The sequence below is a fragment of the Trichormus sp. NMC-1 genome, assembly GCF_001858025.1.
GTDB lineage: Bacteria > Cyanobacteriota > Cyanobacteriia > Cyanobacteriales > Nostocaceae > Anabaena.
Map to the genome: position 1 here is coordinate 651386 of NZ_LZQD01000001.1, position 20196 is coordinate 671581.

The 20196-nt window shown below is 39.1% G+C and carries 14 protein-coding genes, 1 tRNA gene and 4 pseudogenes; 16 read left to right on the forward strand and 3 right to left on the reverse strand.

What is annotated here, in order from left to right:
- The first annotated feature begins 117 nt into the window (after nt 1–117).
- From A9Y75_RS02865 to gltX, 6 genes are all read left to right on the forward strand, one after another.
- Entirely contained in the window at nt 118–1584 is a 1467-nt protein-coding gene (locus tag A9Y75_RS02865) for a TM0106 family RecB-like putative nuclease (protein WP_071188018.1), read from the forward strand.
- 242 nt (nt 1585–1826) lie between these two features.
- Nucleotides 1827–3005, forward strand: a complete 1179-nt coding sequence (locus tag A9Y75_RS02870; protein WP_071188021.1) for an esterase-like activity of phytase family protein — start codon at nt 1827–1829, stop codon at nt 3003–3005.
- A gap of 737 nt (nt 3006–3742) precedes the next feature.
- Nucleotides 3743–5329, forward strand: coding sequence for a serine/threonine-protein kinase (locus A9Y75_RS02875; RefSeq protein WP_071188023.1), 1587 nt, complete (start codon nt 3743–3745; stop codon nt 5327–5329).
- Nucleotides 5330–5359: 30 nt separating this feature from the next.
- Complete coding sequence (locus A9Y75_RS02880) at nt 5360–6877, forward strand: serine/threonine-protein kinase (protein WP_143046348.1); 1518 nt, start codon at nt 5360–5362, stop codon at nt 6875–6877.
- A 114-nt stretch (nt 6878–6991) separates the two neighbouring features.
- Nucleotides 6992–7065: transfer RNA gene (locus tag A9Y75_RS02885), tRNA-Asp, on the forward strand.
- Between the two features lie 148 nt (nt 7066–7213).
- Nucleotides 7214–8650: a glutamate--tRNA ligase gene (gene gltX / locus A9Y75_RS02890; protein WP_071188024.1), complete on the forward strand. Its 1437-nt coding sequence runs from the start codon at nt 7214–7216 to the stop codon at nt 8648–8650.
- On the opposite strand, the gene A9Y75_RS28170 is transcribed toward gltX, so the two are convergent.
- Nucleotides 8647–8808: a hypothetical protein gene (locus tag A9Y75_RS28170; protein WP_177176083.1), complete on the reverse strand. Its 162-nt coding sequence runs from the start codon at nt 8806–8808 to the stop codon at nt 8647–8649. The genes gltX and A9Y75_RS28170 overlap by 4 nt on opposite strands.
- 104 nt (nt 8809–8912) lie before the next feature.
- Here A9Y75_RS28170 and A9Y75_RS02895 point away from each other — a divergent pair, with 104 nt between their 5' ends.
- The 6 genes and pseudogenes from A9Y75_RS02895 (at nt 8913) to A9Y75_RS02915 (ending at nt 13295) form a co-directional block, all read left to right on the forward strand.
- Entirely contained in the window at nt 8913–9401 is a 489-nt protein-coding gene (locus A9Y75_RS02895; RefSeq protein WP_177176084.1) for a hypothetical protein, read from the forward strand.
- Nucleotides 9402–9662: 261 nt separating this feature from the next.
- Nucleotides 9663–10229, forward strand: a pseudogene (locus A9Y75_RS27200) (ATP-dependent metallopeptidase FtsH/Yme1/Tma family protein); the annotation flags it as partial.
- Between the two features lies 1 nt (nt 10230).
- Nucleotides 10231–10614: pseudogene (locus A9Y75_RS27205) on the forward strand (glutamate--tRNA ligase family protein); the annotation flags it as partial.
- Nucleotides 10614–11795, forward strand: a pseudogene (ftsH2, locus tag A9Y75_RS02905) (ATP-dependent zinc metalloprotease FtsH2); the annotation flags it as partial. The pseudogenes A9Y75_RS27205 and ftsH2, both read left to right, overlap by 1 nt.
- A 179-nt stretch (nt 11796–11974) precedes the next feature.
- The gene (locus A9Y75_RS02910) at nt 11975–12307 is read left to right on the forward strand and encodes a hypothetical protein (RefSeq protein ID WP_071188030.1); all 333 of its coding nucleotides are present in this window, start codon (nt 11975–11977) and stop codon (nt 12305–12307) included.
- Nucleotides 12294–13295: a type ISP restriction/modification enzyme gene (locus A9Y75_RS02915; RefSeq protein ID WP_071188032.1), complete on the forward strand. Its 1002-nt coding sequence runs from the start codon at nt 12294–12296 to the stop codon at nt 13293–13295. The genes A9Y75_RS02910 and A9Y75_RS02915 overlap by 14 nt, the downstream gene beginning before the upstream one ends.
- A 136-nt stretch (nt 13296–13431) precedes the next feature.
- On the opposite strand, the pseudogene A9Y75_RS02920 reads toward A9Y75_RS02915, so the two are convergent.
- A pseudogene (locus A9Y75_RS02920) lies at nt 13432–13734 on the reverse strand (Uma2 family endonuclease); the annotation flags it as partial.
- 1 nt (nt 13735) lies between these two features.
- On the opposite strand from A9Y75_RS02920, the gene A9Y75_RS02925 reads away from it, so the two are divergent.
- Nucleotides 13736–13936, forward strand: a complete 201-nt coding sequence (locus A9Y75_RS02925) for a hypothetical protein (RefSeq protein WP_343232342.1) — start codon at nt 13736–13738, stop codon at nt 13934–13936.
- 316 nt (nt 13937–14252) lie between these two features.
- Here A9Y75_RS02925 and A9Y75_RS02930 read toward each other — a convergent pair whose 3' ends face one another.
- On the reverse strand, nt 14253–15560 hold the full coding sequence (locus tag A9Y75_RS02930) for an aminopeptidase P N-terminal domain-containing protein (RefSeq protein WP_071188033.1): 1308 nt from the start codon (nt 15558–15560) through the stop codon (nt 14253–14255).
- Nucleotides 15561–16068: 508 nt separating this feature from the next.
- On the opposite strand from A9Y75_RS02930, the gene A9Y75_RS02935 reads away from it, so the two are divergent.
- The 3 genes from A9Y75_RS02935 to A9Y75_RS02945 all read left to right on the forward strand — a co-directional run bounded on the left by A9Y75_RS02935 (nt 16069) and on the right by A9Y75_RS02945 (nt 20186).
- A complete protein-coding gene (locus A9Y75_RS02935) occupies nt 16069–17319 on the forward strand; it encodes a VCBS repeat-containing protein (RefSeq protein WP_071188035.1) in 1251 nt (416 codons plus the stop codon).
- Between the two features lie 968 nt (nt 17320–18287).
- On the forward strand, nt 18288–19658 hold the full coding sequence (locus A9Y75_RS02940; protein WP_071188037.1) for an aminopeptidase P family protein: 1371 nt from the start codon (nt 18288–18290) through the stop codon (nt 19656–19658).
- Nucleotides 19659–19700: 42 nt separating this feature from the next.
- Nucleotides 19701–20186, forward strand: a complete 486-nt coding sequence (locus tag A9Y75_RS02945) for a hypothetical protein (protein WP_071188039.1) — start codon at nt 19701–19703, stop codon at nt 20184–20186.
- Nucleotides 20187–20196 lie beyond the last annotated feature (10 nt).

A 20196-nucleotide genomic window follows, 5' to 3' on the forward strand; every position in this document is an offset into this window, starting at 1 on the left:
CCCGCGTCCCCATGTCTCCCCGTCCCCGTGTCAGCCCTAATGATCAGTATTCAACCGAACAGGATATAACTTCGGCCGTCTATCCTAAAAACCCATAATTATTGTTAGCTTAAAAGGATGTTAATCAATGCTGAAAACCTACTCCAATATCAACGCTGTAAACGGCGGCCTTTTTTAGATACTCATGGTGACTATAACCAGCGAGTAGTTACCCATGAATTGCTGGTGAAAGTACAACAAGACAAAATCGCTCATCAGCAGAGTGTAATGGAAAACTTGGAGTATCACCAACCGGAATATCCCCGAAAAAACTGGCAAGCCGGCGCAGCAGCAACCATAGAATTAATGCAGCAAGGGGTTGATTTCATTCATCGCGGAGTGTTATTAGCCAATTATGTAGACAAATATACCTTACTGAGTCGTCCAGATTTACTTGTCAAACAACCAGGAAAATCCTGGCTTGGAGATTGGGTTTATGTGCCATTGGATATTCAACTAGGTAAACGTCCTAAACAAGAATATCAAGTTGTTGCGGCTTTTCACGCCGAAATTTTGGCAGCATTACAGGAAAATATAGAGCAAGAAGCTTGGCTGATTTTGCGGAATAAAGACTCAACCTATGTGGTAGATGTGGATAAATGGATACCACAAATGCTGGAGATTTTGGCGGAGTATGTTCAAATGATTGAGTCACCAGAACCGCCAGAGGTTTTTATTGCTCGGCAAAAATGCAATCTCTGCCACTGGTATAATCATTGTTATGCGATCGCACAATCTCAGGAACATCTTTCCCTATTGCCTGGTGTAACACCGATTCGCTACACTCAACTGCAAGCTTTATCGACTACTACGCTGGAAGCACTGGCTAATACGAGTTCTAGTACTTTAGAAAACTTGATTGGGTTTGACGCTGATGTTGCATCTAAATTAATAGTCCAAGCGCAATCGACTTTCAGCAAACAACCCCTCATCCTACCATACCCTGTTGCTGAAGAAAAACTCACATTTACAGCCCCAATCGAGCTATATTTTGATATTGAAGCCCAACCCGATTTAAACTTAAATTACCTTTTAGGGGTTTTGGTAGTTGATAGACAAGCTAACAGCGAACAGTTTTATTCATTTTTAGCAGAAACACCAGCCCAAGAAGAATTAATTTGGCAGCAATTTCTGGATTTAGTCTGGCAATATCCTGAAGCACCAATATATCATTTTTGCGCTTATGAATTTGATACCGTCAAACGGTTAGCAAGACTTTACCGCACACCGAACTCTTCAGTACAGCCCATACTCAATCGCTTTGTAGATATTTATGAACAATTAATCCAAAGCGTGGCGCTACCAATTGAAAGTTATGCTTTAAAAGCGATCGCACGTTGGTTAGGATTTGAGTGGCGTGATAAAGAAGCTAGTGGTGCTAAATGTATATACTGGTATGATCAATGGTTAGAGACAAGCGATCGCACTTTATTAGAACTCATCCAACGTTACAACGAAGACGACTGTCGCGCCACCCGCAAAGTTAAAGATTGGCTAGTCAACTTTTTTCAAAACGAATATGCTAATACCGTAGGGAAGAATTAAAAATTGAAAATTAAAAAAGCAGATTACACAAGCTTTTCAATAGTTTTTAATGGTTGGTTGACGGCTGTTGTTGCGTACTATTGCAGCATAGCGTAATTACTGATACCATTTCTTTATGAGGATGCGCTTTATTGGTGGATGTAGAGACGTTCCATGGAACGTCTCTACGATATTTATTTGGCCTAACTTTACACAGAATTGGTATAAACGCATAGTATTCCATATAATCTTTAAGTTAATTCATGCAGCTTTTCAAAAAACTCTGGAAACCGCCACTAATTATTTATTCTCTCATTCCTATCCTAATTATTACACTGTTTTTCAGTAATTTCGCCTCTGCATCAGTGACCGTAACTGGCATAGAATTTATTGGTGAAGCCACCTTACCTACTGGTTTATCTTTCCAAAAAACCGAAGTTGGCGGATTATCAGGAATTACCTACAATCATAAAACCGACCTCTATTATGCCATCTCCGACGACCGGGGAGGAAAAGCACCTGCGCGTTTTTATACTCTCAAAATAGACCTCAGCCAAGGTAAATTAACAAAAAACGGGGTTGAACCTGTAGCAGTAACCACCTTATTAAATGCCAATAATACACCCTTTCTGCCAAGTATTACTGATACGGAAGGTATCGCTTTAACCAAAAAATCAACTGTTTTCATTTCCTCTGAAGGTGATGTTCAGCAGTTAATTAATCCTTTTATCAAAGAGTTTTCCCTAGTTTCTGGCCAGGTAATAACTACCTTACCCATACCAGATAAATTTTTACCAGATTCCACAGGACAGAAAGGTGTCCGCAATAACCTAGCTTTTGAAAGTCTCACGATCACACCCGACGAAAATTCCCTATTTACAGCCAGCGAAAACGCCCTAATTCAAGACGGCGCAGCCGCTAAACCTGACGCTGGCACACCTTGCCGAATTTTGCAATATAATCTTTTAACCAACCAGCCAGAAAAAGAATTCCTCTATCAAACAGAACCTGTTACACCCTCATTTAATCTTACAGGTAAGTTTGCCAGTGGATTACCTGATTTACTTGCCCTTGATAATCAAGGACATTTATTGAGTATAGAAAGGTCTTTTACAGGCTTGGGATTTGCAGTTTTCCTATTTCAGGTTTCCTTAGACAATGCCGACGACATTCACAATATTGATAGTATTGTAGCCGTTAAGACAGAATCAATTCAACCAGTGCAGAAAAAACTGCTGTTAGATTTGCGAACTCTGGATGTAGCTTTAGACAATATTGAAGGCTTAACCCTTGGACCGAAACTAGCAAATGGAGAACCTTCGTTAATTCTCGTCAGCGATAACAATTTCAACGGACTGCAAACCAGCCAAATACTAGCCTTTAAACTCAAGATTGCATCCCCATTGACCAAGTTCTGGAACCTGCTACGAGCGAATCCCTAGCAATTAATAGCTGCTAATACCGTATAATTACCAATATATAATAAATACTGATTGAAATTATTAGTAATAATTTACGTGATATTACTGCTAACGAACATTCAGAAAATATGTTACATAAGATTAAGTGACTTTTACATAGTTAACACAGTTAAGAGGTAACAGAAAATAGGAAATCCCCATAAACAAATTGAGGAAATTGGAATCGGATGTTTTTTTCGAGACGCATAGCGCTAGAAAAAATATTTTTTTAGGCGGTAATGTCAAGTAAATTTACTTAATAAACGTAGTAGAGAAGAGTATTAGGGGATTAAGTCAATTTGATATTTTTTTAGATTGATATCTACTTGTATTCTTAACTTGCATCATCATCTTCGCTGCGAAAATACAAGTCTAAAAACCTGATTATTTCGTCTTAAAGGGCAATGCCCACTAACCCTTATTGAAAAGGTGCAAGATGTGAATATATCAATTTCACCTGATTTAAGAGTAAATTTCTGCTAACAGAATTGATAGACTGAAATTATTTAGATTTGTATAGATAAAGATAAATAATAGCTGTAATACTTTAGTTAAAGTATCCTGTTAGTAAATATCTATAGCAGTCCTAAATGATACGTGAGAAAAAATCAAGCCTGTAATGCTTGTAAAAAAAGGTTTTTTGTCTCAGTATTTTATCGTAGATAATCTCGGATCGCTGTATATTTATTGATTTTGTGGCGCAGCATCACATCCAGGATATGAATGAAGACAAAATTGAATCAGACATCTACATTGGAAAATTCTTAAACAACCGTTTTTTAATCAAAAAGTTACTTGGTAAAGGGGGAATGGGTAGAGTTTATCTAGCTGAAGATATTACTAAAGGCGGTATGTTAGTTGCAGTTAAAATACTCTCTTTAAATATAGCCAATCAGCAGACCGCTCAACGCTTTGGCAGAGAAATTTTTATTGGCGCTCAATTGGGTAAAAAAAGTCCACATATTACGAGGGTTTTAACTTACGGTATTACTAATGAAAGAGTGCCATTTTACGTTATGGAATATCTAGGTGGGAAAACTATAAAACAAATTCTTAAACTTGAAAGTTTAACTATTCCCAAAGTTCTAGAATTTACCCAACAAATTTGCTTAGGATTACATTGCGCTCACCAAGGTGTAACACTAAATGGCAAAATTTATCCGATTGTGCATAGAGATATTAAACCAGAAAATATATTCATTAACAATGATGGCAAAAAACCAGAAATAGTCAAAATCCTTGATTTTGGTATTGCCAAATTTTTAACAGAGAGCAGTGGGATGACAATGACTGAATCTTTTGTAGGTAGTCTACCTTACTCTTCTCCAGAACATATGCAAGGAGAAAAAATATTAGATGGGCGTTCTGATATTTATAGTTTAGGCGTATTGATGTTTGAAATGCTGACAGGAAAACATCCATTCTCTACAACAAATCACTCTTTTGGCACTTGGTGTAAACTTCATTGTGTTCAAACTCCACCTACATTTGAACAAGTTAATCCCCTAGTTAAAATTCCTCAAGAATTAGAGCAATTAGTAAGAATCTGTTTAGCAAAAAATGCTAATGATAGACCTCAGAATGTAGGCGAAATCTTAGATAATTTAGCTAAAATAAAGACTCAACTTGAGCATAATTATATCAGCAGCGATCCTGTTAAATTAGTACCTTTAACATCAATTTCCGAAAAAGAATGTTGGCAGAAAATTTGGCCTAACAATAAACCAGTTGCCTTAATTTGTTTTCCGCATATTTTACAGACAGCAAAAGGCAATATAGCTACTTTTTGGGCAATGTTACCTCAAGCTGAAATTATTAAATTTAAAGAAAAAATATATACCACGGAATTTATTAGTAAAATGGATAATTACCCAATGGTGTTATGGGTAACAATGCTATATGATGACCAATCTTCACTGATAAGATGGCTATCTTATTACTTAGATTTAAAAGAAATTAGAGAGGCAAAAATATTACAGACTTTAGCAGGAACAGGCTACTATCATCTGCTATTGTTCACTCTTGAGGAACCTCACAAATGCTTTCATGTTACAACTTTTATACTCACGGCTCAACAACGACAAAATCTGGCAGACAACATAAATTTAAGTCATAATTTTGACCAAAAAAATATTTCTCCCAACCAAGCAAAAAGCATTCTCAAAAAGGAATATGAAAAAATCAAATTAGAAGTTAGCCAAAACCTAAATACACAGGATAAAAAATCAAAAGTTATTTTAAAATCTTGGCTAGTAAAATTATTTGATTTATTTAAAAAATCATCAGCATCTAGCAAAATAAATTAATAAAAAATTCCCCATTCCAATTTAGAGGTTATGAAAGTGAACACAAGCCCATTCGCGTCTCCAGAAAATCAGGAGTTGCTTGCCAACCGTTACCAACTTAAGAAATTAATTGGTAAAGGTGGCATGGGTGAAGTTTTTTTAGCACATGATGTTTTGCTAGGAGGCACACCTGTTGCCATAAAATTTCTATCCCAGACAGTTACTAACCCTAAAGTACAAGAAAGCTTTAACCGTGAAGCTCTTCTGAGTGCTGCTTTGAGCCAAAAAAGCATACATATTGTCCGGGCTTATGATTATGGTGTGAGTAAAAGTGGCAAAGCATTTTATGTAATGGAATATTTATCTGGCAAAAGGTTGAAAGATTTAATTCCCGTACCTCTGCCAATGTTTTTTACTCTAGCACGCCAGATTTGTCTGGGCTTACAGTGCGCTCATAAAGGCATTACTATAGATGGAAAAATCAATCCACTAGTTCACCGGGATATTAAGCCGGCTAACATCATAGTGATTCCTGATCCGATTTTGGGGCAGTTAGTAAAAATTTTAGACTTTGGTATTGCGAAATTTTTAAATTCTGCAAATGCCATTCATACCAAAGGATTTCATGGAACTCTACCATACTGCTCCCCAGAACAATTAGAAGGAGATGAAGTAGACAGTCGCTCTGATATTTATAGCCTGGGTGTGATGATGTTTGAAATGTTGGCTGGGCAAAAACCTTGGCAGCCAGAAACTCAATATTTTGGAGCTTGGTATAAAGCACACAAATTTGAACAACCAAAATCGATTGCTGATGTTAATCCTTATATACAAATACCTCAGCAATTAAATAATTTAATCATGACTTGTTTGGAAAAAGACATAGGCAATCGCCCGCAAAATATAGCGGAAATTCTGCAAATATTGTCAAAAATAGAACAATCTGCTCACCAAAAACCTTCCCCAAGTTTAGATCATCAATCCACCCCTCGTGGTTCATTGAGTTCAGAATTACCAATCACAATTGCACAAACCTGTCGGGAACTTGTGTGGCCTGAAGATAAACCCATTCAGGAAATTGTTTTTCCGCAGTTAATAGATACTAAAACAGCCTCTGTCGCTTCTCTGTGGCTGATGTTACCTCAAAAAGAAATTATAAATCGCGCCCACGCCACCCTTTATAACCAGTTTATCTTTATTACCTCTCCTCACCCGATGTTACTGTGGGTGACAGTCCTTTATAATCAGCCACTCAGCCCCAAGTGGCTACCTTGCTACCTAGATATGCAAAATCCTCAAAATCTCAAGCTGGTATCAGCATTAACGGACTATACGTCTTACCCTTTGATTTTCTTTACCCTAGAAAAGCCGCATAGGAGTGCCAACATTCTCAGCAGTAGCATCGCGCCAACACAGCAACAAAAGTTGAAAAATTGGGTGAAACAAAGTCAGCAACTACCATCTTCTTCTGGTCCCCAAGTCAGCAAAAAGTTGTTAAAGCAGCAGTATAAGCAGATGCAATCTCAGATATTGCAACACCTGGAATCTCAAGCCCAGAGAGTCGTCTAGAGCAATTTTTGGTGTGAAACAGACCCAGAGATAGAAAAAACATCAATATTTTTGCTCCCAACTACTTGACAAATAGAAAAAAAAAAGCAATACTAATAAAGTTGCTAAACACAAGGGACTGTAGTTCAATTGGTTAGAGCACCGCCCTGTCACGGCGGAAGTTGCGGGTTCGAGCCCCGTCAGTCCCGTTCTCAAGTGCTGAGTCATGAGTACTAAGTGCTGAATTTAGATGATTTTGAGTTAATCAAAAAGATTTTAATGGATGAATGGTTTTAAACCAGGACTCAGTATTCAGAACTCAGCACCTGTTTTGCTTTGTGAAAGAGAGAATTAACTGTGACCGTTAGAGTCCGTATTGCTCCAAGTCCAACTGGAAATTTACATATTGGTACAGCCAGAACTGCTGTATTCAATTATCTGTTTGCCCGTCACCACGGCGGCAAGTTTATTCTGCGAATTGAAGATACAGATTTAGAGCGATCGCGCCCTGAATATACTGATAATATTCTGTCAGGTCTGCGCTGGCTAGGATTGAACTGGGATGAAGGTCCATTTTTCCAATCTCAAAGGCTGGATCTTTACCAAGCCGCAGTCGAAAAACTTCTAGAACAGGGATTAGCCTATCGTTGCTACACCACATCTGAAGAACTAGAGGCTTTGCGAGAAGCGCAAAAAGCTAGAAACGAAGCTCCCCGCTATGACAATCGTCACCGTAACCTCACCCCAGAACAACGCGCCGCATTTGAAGCGGAAGGACGTTCTTCGGTGATTCGTTTTCAAATTGACGACGGACGAGAAATTGTCTGGAATGATTTAGTCCGGGGTAAAATGAGTTGGCGTGGCAGTGACTTGGGTGGTGATATGGTCATCGCTCGCGCCTCCGCCGAAGGTGTTGGTCAACCACTGTATAACTTTGTTGTCGTGGTAGATGACATTGATATGCAAATTACCCATGTGATTCGTGGTGAAGACCATATAGCTAACACCGCTAAACAGATTTTGTTGTATGAAGCTTTAGGCGCTCAAATTCCCGAATTTGCCCATACACCGCTGATTTTGAATCAAGAAGGGCGCAAACTTTCCAAACGGGATGGAGTGACTTCTATTTCCGATTTTCAGCAAATGGGTTTTACTGCTGAAGGTTTGGTTAATTATATGACCTTGTTGGGTTGGTCGGCTCCAGATTCAACTCAAGAAATCTTTACTTTGGAAGCAGCAGCCAAAGAATTTACCTTTGAGCGCGTCAATAGAGCCGGTGCTAAATTTGACTGGGACAAACTGGATTGGTTGAATAGCCAATACCTCCATAGTACGCCAGTAGATAAACTCACCGATTTGCTCATACCTTTTTGGGAAACCGCTGGATATACATTTTCTGGTGGTAGAGAGCGTCCTTGGTTAGAGCAACTAGCAGGTTTAATTGGTGCTAGTTTGACTCGGTTGGTAGATGCTGTAGCCATGAGCAAAATGTTTTTTATAGAGGCAGTAGAATTTAGCTCAGAAGGCTCTGCTCAACTTCAGCAAGAAGGAGTGAAAGCTACACTTCAAGGTATTCTCACAGCTTTAGAAAATCAGCCTCAACTGTCAGCAGATACCGCCCAAGAAATAATTAAGCAAGTGGTGAAAGAGCAAAAAGTCAAAAAAGGCTTAGTTATGCGATCGCTCCGAGCCGCTTTAACAGGAGATGTACATGGACCAGATCTCATCCAATCATGGCTGTTACTGAATCAGATTGGTTTAGATAAACAACGCTTAAATCAAGCCATAATTTAGGGGGCAGGTGATAGGTGACAGGTGATAGGTGATAGGTGATAGGTGATAGGTGATGGGTGATGGGTGATAGAAGGCAGGGAGTAGGGAGCAGGGGGCAAGTAATTCTTAATTATCTCCCCGCGTCTCCCCATCTCCCCATCTCCCCATCTCCGCGTCACCGCGTCACCGCGTCACCCCATCACCCCACCTCCCCACCTCCGACATGGGGAACTTGGTATGTAAAATTCATGTCTTTAAAAATACTTAAAATGAATGTAATATAATGCCGACTAAAGCGCTCAATATCATAAGATTATCGTTGATGATAGTTACGGTCTGTATTACATCCGTAATTCATAATATTGTTGATGCTGAAGAATCGCCACCAATTTTTGGGGATATCACTATTAATCGCCAATTTTCCCCAGATCCTTTGAAAGTGAGGGGAATGAGTGGTGGCTCAGTTAAAGCAACTGAAGTGGGTGCAAAAGAAACCCCCACCGGACCATGTGCAGGATTTGTAGATAAAGCCCCAGACCATACTCTCAAGTTAACAAGTAAATTTGACTACCTAAAACTGCAAGTAGAAAGTCCGAGGGACACCACAATAATTATTAAGGGGCCAGGTGGTATTTGGTGCAATGATGACTTTGACGGTAAAAATCCTGGCATTGTTGGTGAATGGCTCAAGGGAACCTACAAAATTTGGGTCGGTTCCTACGAAAAAGGCAAATATCTACCATACACTTTAAAAATTACAGAAGTTAAGTAGGTCAAGGGTTGTGCGAGTTTTGAGGACACGGAAGGGATAGTAAAAGAATTCACCGTGTCTTGTTGATCATGTATTTGTATTAAAATGAGAATTAAGTTAACTTTAATTAAGATTTTTGATAAGCGTTATGGATTTGCCGTAGAGCCTTAAGAGCTTAGAGGTAATACCTGAACGGTGACTCAGATATCCAATTAAACAAAATGGATTTATAAACATCCGTTACAAAGATAAGTCGTACTGGCATTTAGAGGTAAATTAAAGATGAAATTCTCTTGGAGAGTCGTAGCACTCTGGTCATTGCTGGCTTTGGTAATTGGCTTTTTCTTCTGGCAAGGGGCCTTTGCAGGCGCTCCCGTAGATGCAAGCAAGAATGCAGCTAATACTCGCATGACCTATGGTCGCTTTTTGGAATACTTAGACGCTGATCGTGTTACCAATGTTGATCTATATGATGGTGGTAGAACAGCGATTATCGAAGCTAATGACCAAGATATCGAAAACCGCATTCAACGCTGGCGGGTAGATTTACCTACTAATGCGCCTGAGTTAATTAATAAACTCAAAGAACACAAAGTCAGTTTTGACGCTCATCCTATGCGGAATGATGGCGCAATCTGGGGCTTATTGGGTAATCTTGTATTCCCAGTTTTGTTGATTACTGGTTTGTTCTTTTTGTTCCGTCGCTCCAACAATCTTCCTGGTGGCCCTGGACAAGCGATGAATTTCGGCAAATCCCGCGCTCGGTTCCAAATGGAAGCGAAAACAGGGGTAAAATTTGACGATGTAGCGGGGATTGAAGAAGCGAAAGAAGAACTCCAAGAAGTTGTGAATGGTCATCGCTCGCGCCTCCGCCGAAGGTGTTGGTCAACCACTGTATAACTTTGTTGTCGTGGTAGATGACATTGATATGCAAATTACCCATGTGATTCGTGGTGAAGACCATATAGCTAACACCGCTAAACAGATTTTGTTGTATGAAGCTTTAGGCGCTCAAATTCCCGAATTTGCCCATACACCGCTGATTTTGAATCAAGAAGGGCGCAAACTTTCCAAACGGGATGGAGTGACTTCTATTTCCGATTTTCAGCAAATGGGTTTTACTGCTGAAGGTTTGGTTAATTATATGACCTTGTTGGGTTGGTCGGCTCCAGATTCAACTCAAGAAATCTTTACTTTGGAAGCAGCAGCCAAAGAATTTACCTTTGAGCGCGTTCAATCTCTGGTTCCGAATTCGTGGAAATGTTTGTGGGTGTGGGTGCTTCCCGTGTCCGCGACTTGTTCAAGAAAGCCAAAGATAACGCTCCTTGTATCATCTTTATTGATGAAATCGACGCGGTAGGTAGACAACGGGGTGCAGGTATTGGTGGTGGTAACGATGAGAGAGAACAAACTCTCAACCAACTGCTGACCGAAATGGATGGTTTTGAAGGTAACACAGGCATTATTATTATTGCTGCTACCAACCGTCCTGATGTTTTAGACTCCGCACTTTTACGTCCCGGTCGTTTTGACAGACAAGTAACTGTTGACGCACCTGATATTAAAGGACGTTTGGAAGTTCTACAAGTTCACGCGCGGAACAAGAAATTAGATGCTAGTGTATCCTTGGATGCGATCGCACGTCGTACTCCTGGATTCACCGGCGCAGATTTAGCTAACCTCCTCAACGAAGCCGCTATTCTCACCGCTAGAAGACGTAAAGAAGCCATTACCCTCCTAGAAATCGATGATGCTGTGGATCGGGTAGTTGCTGGTATGGAAGGTACTCCCTTGGTAGACAGCAAGAGTAAACGCTTGATTGCTTACCATGAAATCGGACACGCTTTGGTGGGTACTTTGTTAAAAGACCATGACCCAGTACAAAAAGTGACTCTGATTCCCAGAGGACAAGCACAGGGTTTAACTTGGTTTATGCCCAACGAAGAACAAGGTTTAATTTCTCGTTCTCAACTCAAAGCCAGAATTACTGGTGCTTTGGGTGGTCGTGCTGCTGAAGAGGTAATCTTTGGCCCAGCGGAAGTTACCACTGGTGCTGGTGGAGACTTGCAGCAGTTGTCAGGAATGGCACGACAAATGGTAACAAGGTTTGGGATGTCTGATTTGGGGCCTCTTTCACTGGAAAGCCAACAGGGTGAAGTGTTCCTTGGTCGTGACTGGACAACACGTTCTGAGTATTCTGAATCGATTGCTTGCCGCATTGATGCTCAAGTCAGAGCGATCGCAGAAGAGTGTTACGATAACGCTAAAAAGATTATCCGTGAACATCGCAGTGTCACAGATCGTTTGGTAGATTTGTTGATTGAAAAAGAAACCATTGACGGTGAAGAGTTCCGTCAAATTGTCGCTGAGTACACTGTTGTTCCTGATAAGTCACAGTTTGTACCGCAACTGTAAGGGTTTTAGTTAGATATGAAATTGATGGGGATGGTGTAAACTGTCCCTATTTTTTTATGAAGTAATTAACCGCTCAAGACGCAGAGGACGCAGAGAATTTATATCCGTAGGTTGAACCCAACAAAATAAATCAATGTTAATGGTTATAATTATAGAAAAATGGTAACAGGGTAAGAAATATGATCCAAATTATTCTGGATTCAGAACAAGAAAAGTTATTGGAGGAACAGTTAAAAACTGGTAAATATAGAACACCCAATGAAGTGATTACCCATGCTTTAAAAATTTTAGCCCAAAGGCAGCATCTCAATCAAGAAAGTCAAAGAATTGCAATTCTCTCAGGAGAACCAGCACAAAAACTACTAGAGGAAAAAATTAAAATGATGGAGGAAATAAAGAAGAATTATCAACCAGATCCGCACAGACAAAAATTAGCTGAAGAATTTAGCCAATTATGTCAAGAAACCCAGGAATTACACGCTGATAATCCTTTAAGTGATGAAGAAATATAGAATTCAAGAATTTATTAAAAATTTAGCTAACCCCAAAATTTCTGATCAAGATATAGCTGATATTTATAAAATCGCAGATTCTTCTAATTGGAACTTTTTTAAATCCCGATTATTAATTGTTCAAAATGGAATTCAAAATAATCTAATTCAACCGATATATTATAGACCATTCGATATAAGATTTACCTATTTTCATAGTATTCTTAGAAGAATGCAAGAAAAAGTTTTAACAAATTTAATTCAGGATAACCTGGGACTATTAGCAATGAGACAAGTAGCTTCAGGAGATAATCAATATACACATTTTATGGTTTGTAATCAAATAGTTGATAATCGTAGTTTTTTTAGTAATAGAGGTAGGCCAAGTGTTTTCCCTCTCTACACTTATCCAAATACAGAAAATAACCAAACTAATCTTTTCCTAGAAAAAACTCCTAACTTATCTCCAAAATTCTTAGAAGTTATCAAAAACAAACTTGGTAAAATACCAACACCAGAACAAATATTTTACTATGCTTATTCTATTTTTCACAGTCCTACCTATCGCACTAGATACGCTGAATTTCTAAAAATAGATTTTCCTCGTCTTCCCTTAACCAGTAATCAAAAACTATTTAATTCTTTAGCTATAAAAGGAGAAGAATTAGTTAATTTACATTTAATGAAATCTGAGACACTCGATAATTTAATTACAACCTATCAACAAATAGGAGAAAATCAAATTACCGAAGTTACTTATAATTCAGAATTGCAAAGAGTTTATATCAATAAACAGAATTATTTTACAGATATTCCTCAGCACATCTGGGAATTTAAAATAGGTGGATATCAAGTATTAGATAAATGGTTAAAAGATAGAAAAAATGCCAATCGTGGATTATCTGAAGAGGAAATTATTCATTATCAAAAAATCGTTGTTGCTTTAACAGAGACATTGCGGTTAATGCAGGAAATTGATAGTTTAATTCCTGGTTTTCCAATAGAGTAAATATTCATGATAAAATAGTAGGTTGGGTTGAGGAACGAAACCCAACACAATCATGAAAATGTTGATCATCAAAATGTTGGGTTTCCTTGCGTCAACCCAACCTACGCAATTATAAATTTAAAAGTGTATTTGCAATTTAAAATATTTCACTTACATTAATATTCACATCAGGAAAAGCTAAAATTGATAAAACTTGATTCTTCACTAACTTCTGCACATCTAGATAAACTCCATTAACAGGATTTCTATAAACTTCAATAATTTCCTGGTTAACATCCACTAACCAAACTTCAGGAATATTTGCTTCTGCATACAAAGGAATTTTCACTTCCCGATCATATTTTATCGTAGTATCGGCAACTTCTATTAACAAAAATATATCTTCTGGTTGGGGGTGTGAATTTCTATAAAAATCTGTACGGGGTTTTAATAATGCTAGGGTGGATATAGATGATCCAAAATTTACCACAGTTTCAGGTGCAAAAATCGGCGATACAGAAACGAGAATTAAATCTCTTTATCCCGGACAAATTAAAGTTACACCTCATGAATATGTCTCAGGTGGACATTACCTAACTTTAATACCCAGAGATAAAACTGACCAAAATTATAGAGTGATTTTCGAGACTGATGGTATGTAACTCTTTTTCGATCAGGTAAACTGCCAGAAGTAGAATTTGTGGAGGGATGTAGTTAAAATTTGGGAATGGGGAATAGGGAATAATTATTTAGCAATTATCAATTACCAATTACCAATCATTTAACCAAAAAATGGGTTATCGGTTTGTTTCCACACCCACCCGGAAATCAATTTCCGGGCTAATAGCAAAAGTGCGTTCAAACGCACTTTGAAAATAGTCGGTTTTAACCGACTTTAGCTATCAGACAGGGAATTTATTCCCTGGCTATATATCTATATTATCGGTGCGTTACGCTGTCGCTAACGCACCCTACAAATTATCTTTCTACATCGTTAATTTCTTTAGGAACTCCCGCAGTTAATACCTCATTTCCATCTGCGGTAACTAAGACATCATCCTCAATTCTAATTCCAATACCAATCCACCGGGGGTCAATTTCTGGTTGATCTTCTGCGGGTTTGGTATCGGGGACAATATAAAGTCCAGGTTCTATTGTCAGCACTTGGCCTGGTTGTAAAATCTGTGGATTTTCTCCATGTTGATAAACTCCAACATCATGGACATCTAAACCTAACCAATGACTGGTGCGGTGCATATAAAATGGTTTATATTTTTCTTCTTCGATTAATTTGTCAATTTCACCTTTGAGAATACCCAGTTCTACTAAACCTTCTGTGAGGACACGCACGGCGGTATTATGGGATGCATTGAAGGGATTACCTGGTTGTACTTGAGCGATCGCTTGTTTTTGTGATTCTAGTACAATTTCATATAATGCTTTTTGTTCTGCTGTGAATTTACCCCCAACCGGAAATGTCCGCGTAATATCAGAGTTGTAATAGCCATACGCACAACCAGCATCAACTAGCAGCAATTCGTTTTCTTGCATTTGGCAATTATTTTCCACATAATGCAACACGCAAGCATTCTTCCCAGCAGCGACAATGGAAGGATAAGCTGGCCCCATTCCACCCCGCAGACGGAAAATATGTTCTATTTCCGCTTGGATTTCGTATTCATAACGTCCAGGTGCGGTAATTTGCATTGCGTGGTTGTGGGCTTCTACAGCAATATCCGCTGCTTTTCGCATTAGATCTAATTCTGTTTTACTTTTATGTAATCTCTGGCTATGGAGGATAGCGCTAGTATCTGCAATCGCAATGGGGCCTGTCCCGCGCTTGGGATAGGTTCGCAGCAGATTTTGATAATGTTTGAGGATAGTATCGTTAAAAGTGCGATCGCTCCCTAAATGATAATAAATGCGATCGCTCTTTTCTAAATACTGCGGTAACTTCTCATCCAACTCTGCAATGGGGTACGCTTCATCCGCACCATAGATTTCCTTCGCTGCTTCTATCCCACAGCGATAACCACTCCAAACTTCCTTTTCTCTATCCTTGGGTTGAACAAACAAGATAAACCGATGTTCTGCGTGATGAGGTGCTAATACTGCGACTGCTTGCGCTTCATTAAAACCTGTTAAGTAAAAGAAATCACTATCTTGACGATAAACATACTCGACATCGTTGTGCATTACCGCTGTTGGCGCACTCCTAAAAATGGCTGTACCACTACCGATTTTCGCCATTAACTGCTCACGCCGCTGCCGATATTCTGTTTGCATAGCTGACTTACTTCTGAAGATATAGTATCGTTTTTAACTTTAGTAACTATATGATTAGTTACCCGTTTCAGTCATTCTAGCTTTTTTAAACGCAAAGGTTCGCAGAGGTTAGCGCAAAGGTACGCAGAGATTTTTTCAAGATAATTCTCTATGTTCCACAATAATTAGGTGCATCATTTCGACTTGTCTTCTGTGGTCGCTTTTGACCTTATTTGTTTCATATCCATAGAATTAATAAATTTTCTCTGACATTTAGTTGCCATCAATTGAAATTGTCAAGGAAACAAGACTATATTCTTAAATTCTGACATCGATAAACAAATACTACAATCTTTTTTGATTGTTCAGACACAACTTTAATTTTTGCAAAATAGGATTTTTTAACATTAGCTATATTATCTTTAAAGACTGACATTTGCTCAAAAGAATTTGCTAAATGTTTTTGATTAACAGAATCTTTATTGAAACCAAATTAAAACTTTATATTAATTACCCTTAAAAACACACCATGTTTAAAGCAGCAGATCAGTCAGGATTATATTCACAAAGCCTAGCCAATGCAGGATTAAACTCTCTAGCGAAATCAGAAGATTTGACAACTTCTCTTAATACCTCAACTGCCACTAAGAGTTCTGCCAGCACACTAGAGAATGAACAATCCCCTTTCCCACTTGATTCAATACCCCAGTTTCCAGTAGGAAGTTCCAACCCCAATCCTAATCCTTATTTAACTAGTGCAGCCATTGTTCCTGATTTCAATGGTGATGGCAAAACAGATAAACTTTGGGTAAATGCTCAAACAGGTGAAATTGTCGTTCGCTTGATGAATGGTACACAAGTTATGGAACAGGCTTCTTTAGGTACATATGACCTAAATACCTGGAGTTATAAAACCGCTGATTTCAACAGCGATAATAAAACAGACTTTCTGTTACGCAACCAACAAACAGGTGAGAATGTAGTTGTGTTAATGGATGGTGCAAGAGTTTCTAGCTACCTGACTTTAGATAGAGTTGATCCAGGTTGGACTGCTAATATCGGCGATTTTAATGGCGATCGCAAAACCGATATTTTCTGGAATAATGCTACCACTGGTGAAAATGCCATTTGGCAAATGGATGGAACAACAGTAGTTAGTGCAAATGTGCTAGAAACTACAAACCCAGGACTAACTGCAACCATTGTTGACTTCGATGGTAACGGTAAGAGTGACATCTTCTGGCGTAATAGCACAACCGGTGACAATACCGCTTGGTTTATGGATGGTAGCCAAGCCTCCAAGTATGATTTACAAGCACAGGATGCATCCTGGACTTCTACTCTTGGTGATTTTAACGGCGACTTCAAAACTGACGTTCTGTGGCGTAACACCACCACAGGTGAAAACAAGATTTGGACAATGAATGGTATTTTCGTTACCGAAGGTACTGTTAACACACTTGGTACAGACTGGGCTGCAAATATTGGCGATTTCAATGGCGATGGTAAAACCGACATCTTCTGGCACAATGCCACAACTGGTGCAAACACAGCTTGGTTGATGGATGGTACAGCCATTAGTTCTGAAGCTTTCTTACCTAGCAATAGCGCAGGTTTGACAAAATCTCTTGGTGATTTTAACGGTGATGGCAAAACCGATATCTACTGGAGAGATCAACAAACAGGTGCAGATACAATCTGGACTATGAATGGAACTTTAGCCACTGAAACTGCCGTAGGTGATGCAGATAAGCTGACCGCAGAATGGTATACAGGCTAATATAACTGACGATTTTTCGGAAATTTCACCAAGCGATCGCTCTTTTGATTTAATAGAGTGCGATCGCTTTTTTCGTTTCCAGTTCTTTACATATATTATCTCGTTCCCAGTCTCCGGCTGGGAATGCTATCACAGAGTCTCTGACTCTACTATCACCAAATCATCCATCTTAAAGCTTTTATTAAAGACTGCTAATGGGAGATAGAACTTTCATCTTTATCCTGTTCATCCTGATATGGCTTGCGCCACGCTACGCTATCAGACAACTGATGTAAATGTGAACCTGACGCTTAGAGAGGAAGAGAAGTGTTGACATGGAGTTTTAGATGTGTTATGCTGAAGTCGATAAGGAAGAAGTATCATGCAATAAAAATAAAATAATTAAGATCATATTTAAAAATGTTTAATCGTTTGATGCCATCAGGTAGGGGTTTAGCATTGCTCAGTGGTTTCAACTTAGGCTAGTAGGATAGCTTATTTTCTTAGCTGAACAAACCCGCCCGGAACTCAAGTTCTGGTCTAAAAGCTAAAGTGCGTTAAAACGCACTCTGGTTAACTCAAAATCAAAAATTATCCTCTTGATGCCAAAATAGTCGGTTTTAACCGACTTTAGCTTTTAGACAGGGAATTTATTCCCTGGCTTTAAGGAACATCGATTTACATTAAGTTGACCTTTTTTTAATTAAAAGTTAAAAATTTAAGATTAATAATAATTTTTAATTAATTAATTAATTTTGGGTGCAAGCCCCCACTGATTGCAATTTTTAATTAATAACTTTTAATTTTTAATTGGAGCGTTCGCGCAGCGTCTCGTAGAGAAGCGACTTGACACCTATGTTGCCTAGCTGCTAAACCCCTACAAAATATGTGGTTTTGATTTTTATATATCATGTTCGCTTAATTACTTATTAAAAAACTCACCGCGCGGTTCCATAACTATAAGTCTTTAACCGAACAGGATATAACTTATGCACACCTCCACCTTCCCAGAAACCCTCCGTCACCGTCGCCAAAAACTAGCCACCCTGATTAATTTTCCGGCAATTCTTTGGTCTGGTAGTAGCAGTCCCCGTAATTTCCTCGCTAATACCTTTCCCTTCCGCGCCAATAGCCATTTCCTCTATTTCGCTGGAATTCCTCTACAAAACGCCGCCATTCGCCTAGAAAGTGGCAATCTACAACTATTTATAGATGACCCCCACCCCAGCAGCGCCCTGTGGCATGGAGAAATGCCCACCCGCGAAGAAATCGCCGCAACAATAGGCGCAGATGATGCCAGACCAATGGCAGAATTAAAAGATTATTTAGAAAATGCTGCTACTCTTCCTGTTCAAGATGCTGCTACTTGGACACAGCAAACACAACTTTTAGATAGATGGGTGTTACCGAAAAATCAACTTGCAGGAATTGATTTAGAACTAGCTAAAGCCATTGTTTCCTTACGTCTCACCCACGATGCAGCGGCGCTAGTAGAATTACGTAAAGCAGCGGCTGTGAGTGTAGAAGCACACAAAGCCGGAATGGCTGCAACACCTCAAGCTAAACTAGAAGCAGAAGTCCGCGCCGCAATGGAAGCAGTAATTATGAGTCAAAATATGACCACTGCTTACACTAGTATTGTGACAGTACATGGCGAAGTTTTACACAATGGGCATTATTACAACTCTCTGCAACCAGGGGATTTACTTTTAGCTGATGTCGGTGCAGAAACTGAGACCGGTTGGGCTGCGGATATTACCCGTACTTTTCCGGTTTCTGGTAAATTTTCATCTACCCAAAGAGATATTTATGATATTGTTTTAGCCGCCCATGATGCTTGTATTGAAAATATCGCCCCTGGTGTGGAATATGCAGAAATTCATCTGTTAGCGGCAACTGTGATTGCTGAAGGTTTGGTAGATTTGGGGATTTTACAAGGTAAGCCAGAAGATTTAGTCAAAATGGATCTTCATGCGCTGTTTTTTCCCCACGGAATTGGGCATCTTTTGGGTTTAGATGTTCATGATATGGAAGATTTGGGCGATGTAGCAGGATATGATGAGGGCAGAAGTAGAAGTAGCCGCTTTGGTCTAAGTTATCTGCGGTTAAATCGTCCCCTCCGTCCGGGAATGTTAGTCACCATAGAACCAGGATTTTACCAAGTTCCAGCGATTCTCAATGATCCGAAAACTCGTTCTCAATATCAATATTTAGTCAATTGGGAAAGACTAGAACAATTTGCAGATGTGCGTGGAATCCGCATTGAAGATAATGTATTAGTTACAGAAACAGATAGGGAAGTTTTAACCGCTGATTTACCAAATCAAGCTAGTGCTGTCGAAAATTTGGTAGTTAGTTAAACTTAATCGTGAGACAAATTCAAAGTTATCAGGAACAAGCCAATGCGATCGCTACTCGCCGGAGTTATTATCAGCTTAGGACTATCGCCATTCTTCGTTCAAGCACAGCAACCAGTTGCAGATCCCAAAGTTGTAGCAATGGTAGAAGCACTGCGACTAGCTGCACCCCAGACCAACAAGCCAAATGATGGATATTATAGTCAATGGCAAGTCAAACCAGAAACTCTCAAAGGTTGGTCAAAAACTTGTCTCAAAAAAGAATTAACACCAACTCAGTTTGAAAATAACCCCAACATAGCTCGTCAAGTTATCTCCTGCATCACACAACGAGAATTAAATAATCAATTTCAAACTACAAAAAATAACGAAACCGCCGCTGTGCGTGGAGTCGCTTGTTGGTGGATGACTGGTAATTATACAGGCTGCAACCAAGGTTTTACTGCTAACTACGTTCAAAAAGTTGTCCGTCTTTATCAACAAGAACGTTCAAAACCAGCAGCCAATCAAACAAAAAAAGGCAGTTCTTAAATAATTCGTA

Excerpts from the sequence above, each read along its gene's own strand:
- A9Y75_RS02895 (WP_177176084.1), top strand. The coding sequence starts at position 8,913 with ATGCCGACTAAAGCGCTCAATATCATAAGATTATCGTTGATGATAGTT.
- A9Y75_RS02865 (WP_071188018.1), top strand. The coding sequence starts at position 118 with ATGTTAATCAATGCTGAAAACCTACTCCAATATCAACGCTGTAAACGG.
- A9Y75_RS02915 (WP_071188032.1), top strand. The coding sequence starts at position 12,294 with ATGAAGAAATATAGAATTCAAGAATTTATTAAAAATTTAGCTAACCCC.
- A9Y75_RS02940 (WP_071188037.1), top strand. The coding sequence starts at position 18,288 with ATGCACACCTCCACCTTCCCAGAAACCCTCCGTCACCGTCGCCAAAAA.
- A9Y75_RS02870 (WP_071188021.1), top strand. The coding sequence starts at position 1,827 with ATGCAGCTTTTCAAAAAACTCTGGAAACCGCCACTAATTATTTATTCT.
- A9Y75_RS02910 (WP_071188030.1), top strand. The coding sequence starts at position 11,975 with ATGATCCAAATTATTCTGGATTCAGAACAAGAAAAGTTATTGGAGGAA.
- A9Y75_RS02930 (WP_071188033.1), bottom strand. The coding sequence starts at position 15,560 with ATGCAAACAGAATATCGGCAGCGGCGTGAGCAGTTAATGGCGAAAATC.
- A9Y75_RS02875 (WP_071188023.1), top strand. The coding sequence starts at position 3,743 with ATGAATGAAGACAAAATTGAATCAGACATCTACATTGGAAAATTCTTA.
- A9Y75_RS02935 (WP_071188035.1), top strand. The coding sequence starts at position 16,069 with ATGTTTAAAGCAGCAGATCAGTCAGGATTATATTCACAAAGCCTAGCC.
- A9Y75_RS02880 (WP_143046348.1), top strand. The coding sequence starts at position 5,360 with ATGAAAGTGAACACAAGCCCATTCGCGTCTCCAGAAAATCAGGAGTTG.
- A9Y75_RS02945 (WP_071188039.1), top strand. The coding sequence starts at position 19,701 with ATGCGATCGCTACTCGCCGGAGTTATTATCAGCTTAGGACTATCGCCA.